Source organism: Pedobacter sp. NJ-S-72 (genome assembly GCF_053890575.1).
In genome coordinates, this window is the sequence record NZ_CM132681.1 from 6,072,628 (window position 1) to 6,088,385 (window position 15,758).

Below are 15,758 nucleotides of genomic sequence, written 5' to 3' on the forward strand. Positions count from 1 at the left end.
GAAGCTTGAATGAGCTTTGTATAGCTTTTAGGGCTTTTGTAAGCTCATTCAGGTTTCATTATATTATGATTTTACTGGATTCCAGATTGCATGAAATGTTCCTTCTGCATCTGTACGTTCAAATTGGTGTGCACCAAAGAAGTCTCTTTGTGCTTGTATTAAGTTAGAAGGCATTCTTTCCGTTTTTAACGAATCGAAATAGGTCAGGGCAGAAGCAAATGCAGGAACAGCCAGTCCGGTTAATACGGTATGACTAACTACAGATCTCATTCCTGGTAAGATTTCTTCTAATTTTTTCGCTACACCTGCATCAGCATAAAGATGTTCCAGGTCTGGTTGTTTTTTATAAGCCTGGTAAATATCTTCTAAGAATTCCGCTCTGATGATACATCCGCCACGCCAGATTTGCGCGATTTCATGTAAGTTCAGTTCATACTCATAAGTGATAGATGCCTGCCATAATAAGTGAAGACCTTGTGCATACGAAGTAATCACTGCAAAATATAAAGCCTGCTCAAGCTCAACGATAAATTTGTCTTTGTCTCCAACAGTATATTTACCTTGCGTATAAGTTTTAGATAAAGCCGTACGTAAGCTTTTGAATTTTGATAAATCCCTGGTACTTACTGCTTCATTGATTGTAGGAATAGGTAATTGCAAGTCCATTGACACCTGTGATGTCCATTTTCCAGTACCTTTAGATTTAGCTTCGTCTTTAATATAATCAACCAGGTAACCACCAGTTTTCTCATCTTTAAAGGCAAATATATCTTTCGTTACTTCCAATAGAAAAGATTGTAAACGACCGTTATTCCATTGCTCAAATACATCATGAATCTGCTCATTTGAATATTCAAGCGCATTTTTCATAATGTCATAAGCTTCTGCTAATAATTGCATCATGGCATATTCTATACCATTGTGTACCATTTTAACAAAGTGACCTGAAGCTCCGGGGCCAATATAAGCCACACATGGATCACCGTTTACTTTTGCAGAAACGGCTTCAAGAATTTCTTTCATTTCACCATAAGCAGTTTTATCACCACCTGGCATAATACTAGGACCGAAACGTGCACCTTCTTCACCACCTGAAATTCCCATTCCGAAGAAGTGGATTCCCTTACCTGATAAGTCAGCTGCTCTTTTGCTGGTATCAGTAAAATGTGAGTTTCCGCTATCAATGATAATATCACCTTTATCCAATAAAGGTAAAAGTTCCTGAATGACACTGTCAACAATTGGTCCTGCTGGTACAAGAAGCATAATTCTTCTCGGTAATTGCAGGCTCCCAATAAAATCTTCCAGTGAGCTGTAAGCAGTAAGATTGTGTTTTGCACCATCTTCTTTAAGTTTCTGGATCATTTTAGGATCCTTATCATAACCTGTAACTGCAAAGCCTTTATCGGCCATGTTCAGCAATAAATTGCGGCCCATTGTACCAAGGCCTATCATTCCTAATGTGAATTTACTTTCCATTTGTTGTATTTGATTTTGGATAGGTAGTGAAAACGTGATATTTTTCTTCAGCGGCCCATAATTTTGCGCCGCCTTTAATTCCGTCCCTGTTATTCACAAGGTGGATATTATGATCCAGCTCAAAATTGATGTATTTGGAATTTCCTCCTCCGAGATAGAGTACATCGTAGTTAAACACTGTTTTATAAATTTCTATAATTCGTTTTAGTCTTTCGTTCCATTTCTTTTCCCCTTCCTTTTGGAAAGCTTTCTCGCCGATGTAATCATCATAATCCTTGTTTTTTGAGATTGGAAGATGAGAAAGTTCAAGATGTGGAAGCAGTTCTCTCCGTCAAAAGTTAAAGCTGTACCGAAACCTGTACCTAAGGTGAGTACAATTTCAAATCCTTTACCTGTTATAATACCCAATGCCTGCTGGTCAGCATCATTAATTAACCTGACCGGTTTTCCTAATACATCACTGATGTGTTGTGCAAGCGGATAACCTGCCCATTTGTTTTTTGCAAGATTTGGAGCTGTTTCCACGATACCGCATTTTACGTAGCCAGGAAAACCAATTGCAATTTTCCCATAAGGTGCTAAAGGGGTAACCAGTTCATGGATAACTTTAATTACATTTTCGGGAGTAGAGTCCTTTGGTGTAGGGAGCTTTGTATACTCAGAGAATAGTTCTCCGTTTTCTGTTAAGATACAGGCCTTGATACCGGTGCCACCAATATCAATTGATAAAATATGGGTACTTTCTTTTTCTTTCTCTTTGTTGGCCATAATTCTTTTTTTATGAATATTGCTTTTTGGTGTCTGGGTACCAATATTTGACGATTCAAATTAACAAATTTCTAGCCATATAAAGCCAGAAACGATCGTAAGAATTCCAATTATCAGGCATAATTGATAAAAAACTTAATAAAGGCCCTTTAAACGAGAATTTAGCGGTTAATTTGATTTCTATATGACTTTTTGAGGGATTTGAATTGTTATTTATATTGCCCTAAAATATCAATTTTATCAGATAAAGAGATCCCGCCGGGGTTACATCCGGGTTTACCTTCCGGAACGGGCATGTTTAAGTGTTCAAAGTACACTTTCCATACCGGGAAAAAGGCACCGGATCCGGGTTCTTTATAGGTCATCGGGAACAATTTAAAGAATGGTTTGTTTTTGTTAGCGGCTTTAAATGCATCGTATATCAGTTCGGAACAATAGTATTTTCCATTGTTGTACAAATATTGATCATCATACAGAACACCCATCTGCTGCATTGAAAATGCGATTGCAGTAGGGACTATTTTTTGATAAGCTGGTTTTAATCTTCCCACATAATGAGGATGGCTCGATTTAGACAAAAAATCTTTGAGTAGTGTAAGATGAACATTCTTACCTGAAGCTTCAATAATCAGTACGCTATCATTTCTGAGAAGGACCATGCCCATATGACTGAATTTATTACCCTGATAACCTTGAGTGACCGCATTGATCGCATCACATAAAGGGCCGCAATCTAAATTCTGAAAGATCAGATCTCCTGTTTTTAATTGAATATTTTCCTGTGCCCCAGCTGTAGTTATACTTAAAAACACAGCCGATAAAACACAAATCAGTAGTTTACGCATTGGGTAATTTTAATAAGACATTTCTTCGTTAATGGTATAATCTGCAGGGGGGATAAAAAAGCTTTCTGCCAGAGTCACCTTTTCAATCAGGTTAGCTTTAATACCTATATTTACCCCTCTGGATAATGTTCCGATGGCTAATGCACAGCCTGGTATACTTTTTAAATAGCTGTATTGCTGCCAGTACAAACGAGGGAGCTCTGGGGCATACCATACAGTAATTATATTTTCAGGAGAACCAGGGTTAATAAATACTGCTCTCTTACAGGAATGTCCTGCAATCATCATTGTTCCCGTTTTAAGCTCCATAACAAAGTCGGCAGAACTAATCACCATCATGGAGTCTCCTGCCATGGCTGTTTGTATATTAGGCATAGCTGCGGGATATTTGGTAGCTGTTTTTCCAATGGTGTCCAGTAAATAGCTTACAGTATCTCTTTTGTCCGCCAGCGTTATTCCTCCGCCCAATCCTTTTTGTTCAACCCTGATATATTCCGGGCTTACATAACAAATAAGAGGAGGGGAGTCATCAGCTGATCCTGATAGAGATTTAGCCAGCTCCATCATGGCTGTCTTTCCCTGGTCTTCTTTAGAAGACATGTTTTTTTTTGCGGTTGCGCTCCGAAATCCAGTACATAACTTATTTTCCACGCAGCAACGCTTTTTCCTTTTTTTAACTGCTGTCCATTAGCGAAAAAAGCCAATAGTGTAAGAGCAGTAACAGGTAGCTCTTTTTGTAGTTCAAAATGTGGTGTATTTATTATACAATGGTACAAAAAAAACCTGCTCCAATGATTAACATTGAGCAGGTTCCTGTCATAATTTAAAATTTTATTGAACTCCTTTTGCGCTTTGCATAGGATTAATCCCTACTGATTGTCCGCGGGCAGCATTAGATTTTTGTTTAAACACCTTGAATTTTGAAGTCTCGGCCTTACCACCCCAGGTGTTATTACTTTCGTCAATATCTGCTGTTTCACGCATAGGATCTAGTTTTATAGCAGTTACTTCTTTATCCTGAACATAAAATTTAGAAGCTTTTAACTCATTATGTCTCCAGATCTGAGCAGGAATTTTATCGATTTTTTTAGTGCCATCAGCGAAAGTGAACTCAACGATAATTGGCATAATCAGACCTCCTTTATTACTAAAAGACAGTTCATAGAAGAATTTACCAGCATATTTTGCCTGATCTTCTGAAGATAGCTCTTCTTTAGCTCAGGAAGCTGCTGTTTATGTTCTTTACTATCGTATTTCTCGATTCCACGATCATACTTCCAGTAGAAATCCTGTGTCGATTTGTCCTGATCAGTATAAAATTTAATGCTTTTATCTTCTCTGTTTCTGACTTTAGAAATATCATCAAAGGCATTCACCATGGGAGCTGTCAGTTTAACCATAGTTACTTTTGAAACCGGAACTTTAGAATTTACATCCGCCTTTGCGAATTTTACGGCATCCAATGAAATATCACAAGGATCAGTGGTATAAAACCATCCTCTCCAGAACCAGTCAAGGTCTTCACCACTGGCATCCTCCATTGTTCTGAATAAATCAGCTGGGGTAGGGTGTTTAAAAGCCCATCTTTTGGCATATTCTTTAAAAGCATAGTCAAATAACTCTCTGCCCATAATTGTTTCTCTCAGGATATTAAGGGCCGTAGAAGGTTTAGAATAAGCATTAGGACCAAAACGCTCTATGTTCTCAGAGTTGGGTCATAATAGGCTCAAGCTGATCCTTGGGTAATTTCATATAATCAATGATTGTATAAGCCGGGCCCTTTTTAACAGGAAATTTATTGTCCCAAAGTTCTTCAGTCAGATATTCAAGGAAAGAGTTCAATCCTTCGTCCATCCAGGTCCATTGACGCTCATCGCTGTTCACGATCATCGGGAAAAAATTATGACCTACTTCATGGATAATTACACCCAGCATACCATTTTTAGAACTTTCACTATAAGTCCCGTCTTTTTCGGTACGTCCGTAATTGAAACAAATCATGGGATATTCCATACCATTTGCAGCTTCTACACTCTGTGCCACAGGATATGGATAAGGGAAAGTGAAATGTGAATATGTTTTTACCGTATGGGCAACTGCTTTTGTAGAATAGGGTCTGTATAAATTATAAGCTTCTTTCCCATAAAAACTCATGCACATCACTGATTTGTCTTCTACTTTCTGGGCCATTGCATCCCAAACGAATTTTCTTGAAGATGTCCAGGCAAAGTCACGTACATTATTAGCCTGGAATACCCAGGTTTTAGTGGCATTACTTTTGGAAACTTCAGCTTTTTTGGCTTCATCTAATGTGACGATTTCTATTGGTTCGGTTGCTGTTTTGGCTTTATTATATCTTGCAAGCTCCGCTGGAGAAAGGACAGCACTATAATTGATACATTCTCCGGTTCCGCCGATTACATGATCTGCAGGAACAGTCATTTGTACTTTGAAATTCCCAAAGGTTAATGCAAATTCTCCTCTGCCAGTAAACTGGTGATTCTGCCAGCCCTGAAAATCGCTGTACACGCATAAACGGGGATACCACTGTGCCATTGTAAAAAGGTAATTACCATCTTCGGGAAGAATTCATAACCGCCACGGCCTCCGCCTGAAATTCTATCTGTAATTTTATATTTCCAGGTCACGTTAAAGACGAACTGCTGACCTGATTTTAAAGGAGCAGGTATTTCAACACGCATCATTGTTTTGATGATGTATATATTTTAATTCTTTTCCTAAAGCATCGGTGATTTTCTGAATAACAACCCCGTTTCCATTATCCGGCTGGTCGAAGGCTGACTTATCCAGTTCTCTGGTTGTTGTTGTGTCAGGGATTTTTGTACTGGTCTGATAACCTGCATTCCTGATATTGTTATGTTCATTTTCATCTAACTGTAACCATATATAAGTAAGTACATCAGGCGAGTTATTGAAATAAGTTACTTTTTCTGCACCTGTCAGCTCCAGTTTTTTTTTCATCCAGCGTACACTTAATATCATAGTCTGCACGCTGCTGCCAGTATTTTACGCCAGGTGCGCCACTTGCTGTTCGCTGCTCATTTGGGGTGGAAAGCATAGTGCCCAGCTGTTCAAATTTATTTCCATGATTGCTCCCTGGATTGTATTGAATGTTTTGGGCATAAGAGAACTGTATGCCGGAGCAGAGCAGTAAAGTTGCGGTTAAAAGTTTAGTCATTTGGTTTTTATAGTAGGAAGTCTAAATTTAAACCGTTTTTTTGTAAAGCAAAAATTATACGCGTACTATGTTGTCTTTCTTTCATCAACCCCTATTAATTTGTTACGTAGTTATCGGGATGTTTCTTAATTCTAATGCATCGGCTGATGCCGGTAATATGCTGAAGCACCCTTTACATCTTAGCTCTACAGAGTTAAACTATAATCTCAAGGAGAGCACAATGGAAGTGAGCTGCCGGATATTTACGGATGACTTTGAAGATGTTCTGAGTAAGAAATATAAGGTTAAGGCAGATCTTTCTGCTGATGCAAAACATAAAGAGATGGATCAGTTTGTTCATAAATATCTCTTAACTCATTTACAACTGGCTGCCAATGGAAAATTATTGCCACTTACTTATATCGGTTTTGAAAAGGACAATGAAGCGGTTGTGGTATACCTTGAATCCGCAAAAATTAAGAGTATTGTTAAACTGGAAACGACCAGTACTGTTTTATATGATCTTTTCGACGATCAGACTAATATCTTTCATCTTACGCTTAAAGGGAACAGGCATAGTTTTAAGCTGACCTATCCTGATAAAAAATCTGTGTCTAATCTTGAGTAAGACAGTATAACCAAATTACAATTAATTTCAAATCTGTATAGCTAATATAGGACGTGACAGATAGGGCTGGTTGTGATCTGTAAGGGATTTATGTTGGAAGGGGGTTGGAAGGGCGATTCGCCCTTCCAACCCCCTTCCAACATAAATCCCTTAGACTTCTTAACCCATTTCTCCTCTTAACTTGGCGGATTCTTCAAAGGATCAGTTATGTCGTCCAAAAAATCGCCGTTTAAACACTGATTTTGGCCTTTTTCACAGTTGTGACAATATTTTGATATAGATTTTTAAAACTAGTTATACATTTGCTTAACACTGTTAGATTATTTACACAGTACAAAGATTACCATGGGTAGTAAAGAAAGAATTCAAAGAGTTAAGGAAGAGACAAGAGCTAATATTCTTGATGCTGCCTTTAGAGATCGTCAAAGAAGACGGTTGGCAGGCTCTGAGTATGCGCAAAATCGCAGACAAAATTGAGTACACTGCACCAATTATTTATGAATATTTCGCGAATAAAGAAGGCATTCTGCTGGAACTGACGCGAAAAGGAAACTTATTCCTATTAATAGATTTGAGAAATGCGAAAGCTAAACATGATACTCCGGAAAAACAACTGGCTGCCATGTGGATCGCTTACTGGGATTTTGCATTTGAACATACACATTTGTATCAGGTTATGTTCGGTGTTGATATGATCTGTTGTGAACAGCAGCAAACCTTACCAGAAGTAGAAGCTTCCCGTAAACTGATCACCGATACAATTATAGAAATAATGAAAGTTGACGGACTCTGTCAGGATAGAGTTTGTAGAAAGTATTATACTTTCTGGTCTGTTATACATGGATTGATTTCTATTAACCTCCTTAGAAGAGGTACTAACGACGAAATGAATCAGCATATTTTAAAAGATGCTATTTCACGGAATTATACAAACAATAAACGATTAAAAATTTTTTTATGGAATACTTAACACTGTTAGATTATTTATTCGTAATTAGCTCACCGCTAAGAAGGAAATCTGTCCGGACTATTTCGTTTTTTTTTTTTGCCTCACAACTTAACAGTGTTAAATAACTTATTTACATTAAAAAAGCATTACCCCAATATTAAATAAATGATACATTTTGCCTATATCCCTCAACAAGTTAAACAACAGATTAACGTTATGAAAATTTCAATTTTACTTCTCGCCGCATTATTTATTGGCTGTTCCAGCGATAAAGTTCAGGTAGCTGCTCCTGTAATACAATCCCTTCCGGTTATTGCCTTACACAATAGTTCAGAAACCACCTTTACCGAATATCCAGCTTCCATCCAGGGAGCCGTTGATTTGGAAATCCGCCCTCAAATTTCTGGTTCATTGGATAAGATCTATGTGAACGAAGGCGCCCTTGTCCAAAAAGGACAACCACTTTTTAAAATTAATGAACTTCCATTTAAGGAAGCGGTGAACAACGCTAAAGCTTTATTGCATGCGGCGCAGGCAGCAGTATTGAATGCACAGCTTGAAGTAGATAAACTTACACCACTGGTGAAAAATAAAGTAGTATCTGATTTTCAGCTTAAAAGTGCAAAAGCTACTTTACAATCTGCACAAGCCAGTGTTGAACAGGCAAAGGCAGGAGTCGCAACAGCAAATATTAACCTGGGTTATACTTTGATAAAAGCACCAGTAACAGGTTATGTAGGCAGATTACCGAGAAAACAAGGAAGTTTAGTAGGTACAGCAGATGTAACTCCGCTTACTCAGCTCTCAGATGCACACGAAGTTCATGTTTACTTCTCTTTAGGAGAGGATGATTTCATTAATTTCAACGCTACTTATCCTGGTAAAACAGTTGCAGAAAGACTGAAAAAACTGCCAGGTGTTGCTTTAGTTCTTGCAGATCGTACAGTTTACGCACAAGAAGGTAAATAGACATGGTTGATGGACAGTTTGATAAACAAACAGGTTCAATTGCTTTAAGAGCTACTTTTCCTAATGGTCAGGGTCTGTTAAGATCTGGTAATACAGGTAAACTAAGACTGAGCCTTAATCACCCGGATGCTATCCTTGTTCCGCAATCATCTACTATAGAAGTTCAGGATAAAATGTTCGTCTACACAGTTGATGCCGGAAATAAAGTAAGCAAAACTCCGATTACTGTTCTTGCAACTTCAGGTACGAATTACCTGGTTAAAGAAGGTGTGAAATCAGGAGATAAAATTGTCTTTGATGGTATTGATAAACTGAAAGAAGGTGAAGTTATCAAACCTGAAAAACTAAAAGAAGAACCTATTAAAACTGCATTAAGATAATTTAACATATCATGTTTAAGAAATTTATAGACAGACCTGTCTTAGCCACTGTTATTTCCATTCTATTGGTGATATTGGGGGTATTGGGACTTACTAAATTGCCCTTACAGCAATTCCAGATATTGCGCCTCCTGCTGTACAGGTAACTGCGCTTTATCCCGGTGCAAATGCCGAAACTGTATTACGTTCTGTGGCTCCTTCCCTTGAAGAATCAATCAACGGGGTAGAAAATATGAGTTACATGAGCTCAACAGCCAGTAATGATGGTTCGTTAGTGATCTCAGTTTATTTCAAACTGGGTACTGATCCCGATCAGGCGGCTGTAAACGTACAAAATCGTGTGGCACAAGCTACAAGTCAGTTGCCAGCTGAAGTTATTCAGGCTGGGGTAACGACTGCAAAACAACAAAACAGCTTAATCATGGTGTTAGATTTGCACACCAACAATGAGAAAAGCTATGATCAAACCTTTTTAGCCAATTATGCACAGATCAACCTGATTCCTGAATTGAAAAGGATTCAAGGTGTTGGTCAGGCAAACATATTTGGTGGTAGCAGAGATTATTCGATGCGTGTATGGTTAAATCCTGCACAAATGGCAACTTATAATTTAAGCCAAACGAAGTAATGGCGGTTATTAAAGATAAAAACTTAGAAGCTGCTCCGGGTAAATTCGGAGAGAGCAGTAAGAATGCTTTTGAGTATGTACTGAAATATAAAGGTAAATTAACTAAGCCTGAAGAGTATCAGAATATCATTATCCGTTCTAATCCTGATGGTTCATTTTTACGTCTTAAAGATGTTGCAAGGGTAGAATTAGGGTCATATACTTATTCAAACTTAACCCGTGTAGACAGTAAGGCAGGTCTTAACATTGCGGTACAGCAACTGAGTGGATCTAATGCGAATGAGATCCAGATTGCGATCACGAAATTTATGAAAAAAGCCGAAAAGGAATTTCCTAAAGGCGTAGCTTATGATGTCGTGTATAGTACCAAGACTTCTCTGGATCAGTCTATTGATCAGGTAATTCATACTTTGATCGAAGCATTTATCCTGGTGTTTATTGTTGTATTCATCTTCTTACAGGATTTCCGTTCAACACTGATCCCGGCAATTGCTGTTCCGGTAGCGATTTTAGGAACGTTTTTCTTTATGAAGCTTTTTGGCTTCTCGATTAACTTGCTAACCTTATTTGCACTGGTACTGGCCATCGGTATTGTGGTCGATGATGCGATTGTGGTCGTCGAGGCGGTCCATGCGAAGATGGAGCATAAGAAAATGGGGCCAAAACCAGCAACAGCAGCGGCGATGCATGAGATTACAGGTGCGATTATTTCGATCACGCTAGTCATGAGTGCGGTGTTCTTACCTGTTGGTTTTATGGAAGGTTCTACAGGGGTTTTCTATAGACAGTTTGCTTTTACACTGGCTATTGCGATTGTAATTTCGGCTGTAAATGCGTTAACATTAAGTCCGGCATTATGTGCGCTTTTCTTAAAAGAAACGCATACAGCGGAGCATGGTACTGAAGCTCCAACTAGCTTTAAACAACGTTTCTTTAAAGGTTTTAACACTAGTTTTGAATCTTTAACCAACAGATATGTAGGTAGTCTGAAATTCCTGATCCTGATCCGTACTAAATGGGTAGGTCTTGCAGGACTGTTAATCGTTATCCTTGCAACTGTATGGATGGTGAAAAAAACTCCTACAGGATTTATTCCTTCAGAAGATCAGGGCTTCATTGCTATTTCAATGTCAATGCCAGCTGGTGCTTCATTGGAAAGAAGTACGCAGGTATTGAAAGAAACTGAGGTTTTATTAAGACCATTAGCTTTCACAAAACTGTTTAACGTATTGTCAGGTTTTAACTTGCTAACGCAATCTAACAGTCCATCCGCTGGTGCGATGTTTGTGTTATTGAAACCTACTGAAGAACGAGGAGAGGTTAAAGATATCAATGCGATTATGAACGTGATCAGAGGTAAACTGGCAGGTGTTAAAGGAGCGAATTTCTTCGTATTCACTTTCCCTACAGTTCCTGGTTTCAGTAATGTGGATGGTCTGGACATGGTGCTGCAGGATAAAACAGGTGGTAAAATTGGTAAGTTCAGTGGCGTTGCCTATAACTTTATCGGTGAGCTGATGAAACGTCCTGAAATTGCTGTTGCCTTTACTTCTTTCAGAGCGGATTATCCTCAGCTGGAACTTCAATTGGATGAAGCTAAAGCTGAACAGTTAGGTGTATCTGTAAGAGATGTTTTAACAACTATGCAGGCTTACTTTGGTAGTGCACAGGCTTCTGATTTTAACAGGTTTGGTAAGTACTACAGGGTAATGGTTCAGGCAGATGTTGCTGACCGTGCTGATCCATCTTCGATGGATAATGTCTATGTGAAAAACAGATCCGGCGAAAATGTGCCAATCAATACTTTGGTGAAATTACAAAGGGTTTATGGCCCGGAAACAGTATCCCGTTATAACCTGTTTAATTCAATTGGTATTAACGCGATGGCTAAACCTGGTTATAGTTCTGGTGACGCGATCAGGGCTGTAGAAGAAGTTGCTGCACAGCAATTACCTTCTGGATTCTCTTATGAGTTCACTGGTTTGACTGACTAAAGAAGAGATTACTTCTGGTGGTCAGTCTGTAGTCATCTTTGGTTTGTGTCTTGTCTTTGTATACTTCCTGTTAGCAGCGCAGTATGAAAGTTATATCCTGCCTTTAGCTGTTATTTTATCTATTCCTACTGGTGTATTTGGTGTTTTTGCAGCCATTGGTTTAACTGGAATTGAAAATAACATTTATGTACAGGTTGCACTGGTCATGCTGATCGGACTACTCGCCAAGAATGCGATTCTGATTGTAGAGTTTGCTGTTCAGCGAAGAAGAGCAGGCAATACCCTGGTTTCTTCGGCACTGGAAGCAGCAAAATTAAGACTTCGTCCGATTATAATGACTTCCCTTGCTTTTGTGGTAGGTCTGATCCCGATGATGCGTGCTACAGGTCCTTCTGCTTTAGGTAACCACTCGATTAGTATTGGTGCTGCGGGTGGGATGATTACAGGGGTAATCCTTGGATTGTTCATCATTCCTGTGTTATTCGTAATCTTCCAGTTTTTACACAGAAAAAAAGTTACTGGTAAACCTGAAGAAATTAATGTACAAGAACACGAAGAACCTATTAATATCAATGAATATGAAACCGTATAAAAGTATATATACTGCTCTTTTACTTGTACTCGTTCTGGGTGCTTGTAAAGTATCTAAAGATATTCCTTTACCGAAGAACGCTGCTCCTGAGAAATTCAGGGGCAATGTTTCAACCGATACTGCGAGTATTGCTGCGCTGCCTTATAAAGATTTTTTTAAGGAGCAAACTATCAGGAGTTTGATCGATACCGCAATTATCAATAATTACGATATGCAGATCGCCCTGAAAAATATGGAAGCTGCTGCTTTGTTATTTAAACAATCAAAACTGGGTAATTTACCAGAATTGAACCTTAAAGTAACCGGAAGTACAAGCCGCCCTTCGGACAATAGTCTGACTGGATTACAAATGGAGCAGTTTTCAACTGTTAAACATATTGAAGACTATAGTGTATCTGGCGGATTGAGCTGGGAAGCTGATATCTGGCGCAAAATTGCTAACCAGAGAAATGCAGCGGGTGCAGCTTTTATGCAATCTGCTGAGGTGAAAAAGGCTGTTCAAACGAGATTAGTATCAAATATTGCACAGAGTTTTTATAGATTGATCATGCTGGATACACAGCTGGAAATCGCTAAGAAAAATTTGTCTTTGAATGATAGTACATTGACGATTATCAGATTACAGTTTGATGCTGGTCAGGTGACTTCGTTAGCAATTCAACAGGCTGAAGCACAGCAATTAGTTGCTGCTGGTTTAGTACCACAATTAGAACAAAGAATCGCGCTTGAAGAAAATGCATTGAGTATTTTAACCGGTGCTTTCCCTAAAACTATTGCGAGAATCGGAACTTTAAATACAATTAACGTTCAGGATCAGGTGAGTGCTGGTATTCCTTCGAATATGTTAAGCTTAAGACCGGACGTTAAAAGTGCGGAACTTGAACTGGTTAAAGCGAATGCGAAAGTTGGGATTGCAAAAGCAAGTTTATATCCTTCGCTTTTGATTACTGCAAATGGTGGTTTGAATTCGTTTAAAGCGAGCAACTGGTTTAATATTCCAGGGTCATTATTTGGAATGGTAGCTGGGGGGATTACTCAACCGATATTTCAACGCAGACAGTTGAAAACTCAGTATGAAGTGGCTTTGGTTGATCGTGAGAAGTCAGTGATTCAGTTCAGGTCTTCGGTACTGACTGCGGTTGGTGAGGTATCTGATGAACTGGTTAAGATTGAGAAATTGAAACAACAGTATACAATCGCTGATAAAAGAGTTAAGACCGTACAAAGTGGATTAAGCAATGCGAATATGTTGTTTAAAAGCGGTATGGCTAATTACTTAGAGGTAATTAATGCACAAAGTAATGCATTGCAAAGTGAACTTGATTTAGCAACTGTGAAAACTGCACAATTGAATGCGGTTGTTGAGCTATACCGTGCTCTGGGTGGTGGCTGGAAGTAAGCGTCCATTTTTGATTACAGGCTTTCCTGATTAGATGGTCCTGGTAGGTGGTTAGTTTAGAATTTAAAAGGGATATGCTATTTGGTTAGTATATCCCTTTTTTGTTATTGGCAGTTAGCATAGTTATATTTAAACATGGATTAGTGATTTGACAAAAGCTATTCAATCGGGCAGATTAGGCTGAGTTGGACGATTTTCTGATATAGTATTATTTGATTAAAGTGATAGAACCCTTGTATTTAAATTCTTTATTAAGAATGTCAAAACCATTAATATAATAAAAATAGGCCCCTGGAGGAACAATCGCTCCATTGTAGGTCCCGTTCCAGCTGTTGGAAATTGTATTACTAGTGAATATTTTTGCTCCATATCTATTAAATATGGAGATACTGAAGTTTCTGAGATTTGAAATATAAACTTTAAATTCATCATTTATATTATCTCCATTTGGAGAAAAGGAATTAGGAATTAGCACGATACTTTTCTCCGAAATAATCAGATTGTTGATCATTGCTGAGTTTATTACAACCATTTTTAGTATATGCAGTTAGTTTAACAGTATAATTTCCTAGTTCTGTATAAACATGCTCAGGATTGGTTTCTTGAGTTTTTTTTTCCATCGCCAAATTCCCATAAATAAGTACTTGCTTCAGCAGACTGATTAAAGAACCGGAAATTGGCAGGTTTTGAATAGGTTGCAGGAATAGCTGGGTCTGCTGAAAACGAGGCCTTTGGTAATGCATCAACCGAAATGGTAATGACACTCATATCACTCACGCAATCAAATAACCTGGTGACCACATGATAGTCGCCAGATTGGTTAATATTAGTCAGTGGAATAGAAATTTCACGAAGATCGGAACTGAAGTTATTTGGACCTGTCCAATGATAAGTAGCATCCTTAATGGCATCAACTTGAAGTATCAAAGTCTCCATAAGACAGAAATCCTGCTTATTAAAAGAGATTACTGGTGTTGCTGGTTTTAAGCCTACGGAAAAAGTTTTCACATCCAGCGTACAGCCATGAGTCCCTGTAACCTCCAATGTAACTGCTTTTCTCCCGGGAGTACTGTATCTAACCGTATAGGTCCCATCCAGCACTGCATGATCAAGATCGGCACCCTCACCAAAATTCCATTTTAAACCAGTATAGTTCTTTACATCACTTGTAAAGGTATAGCTTTGCTCCGTGGTACATGGATTATTCTGGTTAAAGATAATCTTCGATTGGGGTCCCTCAAATTCTCCGGTACCCCCAAATTCAATTGTAAAGCCATTCAGGTTGCTTGAGAAATTATTTACAATCAGCGCATAGATATGGCCTTCAGCCATATCAATATATTTTACAAAACCATCCTCGCCACTCACACAACCTGCTTGTTCAGATTGATCAATGGACGTCATATCTATACCTGTTTTATAATAACGGGGAGAACAGGTTACCCCGCTCCCGGCGGCGCACCGCAAAAGGTTTACTGGTAGTATCTTATCACAATCTCCGTTGATTCCCAAATCATATAATGCCCAGTCAATATCATCATTAATGGAAGTCGGAGTAATCGTAAAAGTTAATGTCCCTGCACGCGAAGCTGTCCATTTGTACCAGGTGGTATTAGATTCTACGTCAAGACAAGAACCTACGGCTTCGCGATTTTTTAACCCTGCGCCACTTACATTGAGTTCAGTGAATGTCTCTTTATTGCAAAGTATAGATGCAGTAGCACAATCCTGGCCGGCCTTAGTTGGCGGGTTATAATTATTTACACAAAGCTTAAATGTACCCATGCTATTGTTTTCTGCACTTACACGGATATAATAAATCTGGCCAATTGTTAATCCTCCTTTATAAGTAGTTGTTAGATTATTGATGACAGATAGCGGGCTTGAGACTTCACTAATTGTAGTACTCTCTAAGGTATAAAGGGCAACAAGTGGAGATTCCAGTGTAT

Annotated in this window: 18 protein-coding genes and 1 pseudogene; 6 read left to right on the forward strand and 13 right to left on the reverse strand. The window is 38.6% G+C overall.

Translation table 11 applies throughout. The features are described from left to right. Positions 1–63: 63 nt before the first annotated feature. The 11 genes from gndA to ACWYN3_RS40110 all read right to left on the reverse strand — a co-directional run bounded on the left by gndA (position 64) and on the right by ACWYN3_RS40110 (position 6,291). The gene (gene gndA, locus ACWYN3_RS40060) at positions 64–1,479 is read right to left on the reverse strand and encodes an NADP-dependent phosphogluconate dehydrogenase (RefSeq protein ID WP_456219162.1); all 1,416 of its coding nucleotides are present in this window, start codon (positions 1,477–1,479) and stop codon (positions 64–66) included. Next, positions 1,469–1,657: a hypothetical protein gene (locus ACWYN3_RS40065; RefSeq protein ID WP_456219163.1), complete on the reverse strand. Its 189-nt coding sequence runs from the start codon at positions 1,655–1,657 to the stop codon at positions 1,469–1,471. Before ACWYN3_RS40065 ends, gndA begins: the two co-directional genes overlap by 11 nt. 26 nt (positions 1,658–1,683) lie before the next feature. After that, on the reverse strand, positions 1,684–2,247 hold the full coding sequence (locus tag ACWYN3_RS40070) for an ROK family protein (protein ID WP_456219164.1): 564 nt from the start codon (positions 2,245–2,247) through the stop codon (positions 1,684–1,686). Between the two features lie 209 nt (positions 2,248–2,456). Then, positions 2,457–3,092: a YiiX/YebB-like N1pC/P60 family cysteine hydrolase gene (locus ACWYN3_RS40075; protein ID WP_456219165.1), complete on the reverse strand. Its 636-nt coding sequence runs from the start codon at positions 3,090–3,092 to the stop codon at positions 2,457–2,459. Positions 3,093–3,101: 9 nt separating this feature from the next. Then, entirely contained in the window at positions 3,102–3,692 is a 591-nt protein-coding gene (locus ACWYN3_RS40080) for a hypothetical protein (protein ID WP_456219166.1), read from the reverse strand. Positions 3,693–3,923: 231 nt separating this feature from the next. Further along, a complete protein-coding gene (locus ACWYN3_RS40085) occupies positions 3,924–4,220 on the reverse strand; it encodes a hypothetical protein (RefSeq protein WP_456219167.1) in 297 nt (98 codons plus the stop codon). A gap of 2 nt (positions 4,221–4,222) precedes the next feature. Next, on the reverse strand, positions 4,223–4,792 hold the full coding sequence (locus ACWYN3_RS40090; protein ID WP_456223325.1) for a hypothetical protein: 570 nt from the start codon (positions 4,790–4,792) through the stop codon (positions 4,223–4,225). A 4-nt stretch (positions 4,793–4,796) separates the two neighbouring features. Beyond that, positions 4,797–5,648, reverse strand: a complete 852-nt coding sequence (locus ACWYN3_RS40095; protein WP_456219168.1) for a hypothetical protein — start codon at positions 5,646–5,648, stop codon at positions 4,797–4,799. Beyond that, on the reverse strand, positions 5,558–5,797 hold the full coding sequence (locus ACWYN3_RS40100; protein ID WP_456219169.1) for a hypothetical protein: 240 nt from the start codon (positions 5,795–5,797) through the stop codon (positions 5,558–5,560). Before ACWYN3_RS40100 ends, ACWYN3_RS40095 begins: the two co-directional genes overlap by 91 nt. Beyond that, the gene (locus ACWYN3_RS40105; RefSeq protein WP_456219170.1) at positions 5,784–6,074 is read right to left on the reverse strand and encodes a hypothetical protein; all 291 of its coding nucleotides are present in this window, start codon (positions 6,072–6,074) and stop codon (positions 5,784–5,786) included. Before ACWYN3_RS40105 ends, ACWYN3_RS40100 begins: the two co-directional genes overlap by 14 nt. Further along, entirely contained in the window at positions 6,022–6,291 is a 270-nt protein-coding gene (locus tag ACWYN3_RS40110) for a hypothetical protein (protein WP_456219171.1), read from the reverse strand. Before ACWYN3_RS40110 ends, ACWYN3_RS40105 begins: the two co-directional genes overlap by 53 nt. 118 nt (positions 6,292–6,409) lie before the next feature. Here ACWYN3_RS40110 and ACWYN3_RS40115 point away from each other — a divergent pair, with 118 nt between their 5' ends. The 6 genes and pseudogenes from ACWYN3_RS40115 (at position 6,410) to ACWYN3_RS40140 (ending at position 13,809) form a co-directional block, all read left to right on the forward strand. Then, the gene (locus tag ACWYN3_RS40115; RefSeq protein WP_456219172.1) at positions 6,410–6,898 is read left to right on the forward strand and encodes a DUF6702 family protein; all 489 of its coding nucleotides are present in this window, start codon (positions 6,410–6,412) and stop codon (positions 6,896–6,898) included. A 403-nt stretch (positions 6,899–7,301) separates the two neighbouring features. Beyond that, positions 7,302–7,868 (forward strand): TetR/AcrR family transcriptional regulator, encoded by a 567-nt coding sequence (locus ACWYN3_RS40120; protein ID WP_456219173.1) that lies wholly within the window; start codon positions 7,302–7,304, stop codon positions 7,866–7,868. 195 nt (positions 7,869–8,063) lie between these two features. Then, positions 8,064–8,816 carry an efflux RND transporter periplasmic adaptor subunit gene (locus ACWYN3_RS40125; protein ID WP_456219174.1) on the forward strand — a complete coding sequence of 251 codons (753 nt, stop codon included), beginning with the start codon at positions 8,064–8,066 and terminating at the stop codon, positions 8,814–8,816. Between the two features lie 2 nt (positions 8,817–8,818). Next, entirely contained in the window at positions 8,819–9,196 is a 378-nt protein-coding gene (locus ACWYN3_RS40130) for an efflux RND transporter periplasmic adaptor subunit (RefSeq protein WP_456219175.1), read from the forward strand. Between the two features lie 11 nt (positions 9,197–9,207). After that, a pseudogene (locus ACWYN3_RS40135) lies at positions 9,208–12,410 on the forward strand (efflux RND transporter permease subunit). Beyond that, positions 12,397–13,809: a TolC family protein gene (locus ACWYN3_RS40140; protein WP_456219176.1), complete on the forward strand. Its 1,413-nt coding sequence runs from the start codon at positions 12,397–12,399 to the stop codon at positions 13,807–13,809. Before ACWYN3_RS40135 ends, ACWYN3_RS40140 begins: the two are co-directional and overlap by 14 nt. A 208-nt stretch (positions 13,810–14,017) precedes the next feature. On the opposite strand, the gene ACWYN3_RS40145 is transcribed toward ACWYN3_RS40140, so the two are convergent. After that, positions 14,018–14,341 (reverse strand): gliding motility-associated C-terminal domain-containing protein, encoded by a 324-nt coding sequence (locus ACWYN3_RS40145; protein ID WP_456219177.1) that lies wholly within the window; start codon positions 14,339–14,341, stop codon positions 14,018–14,020. Between the two features lie 56 nt (positions 14,342–14,397). Then, positions 14,398–15,594: a hypothetical protein gene (locus ACWYN3_RS40150; RefSeq protein ID WP_456219178.1), complete on the reverse strand. Its 1,197-nt coding sequence runs from the start codon at positions 15,592–15,594 to the stop codon at positions 14,398–14,400. Positions 15,595–15,758 lie beyond the last annotated feature (164 nt).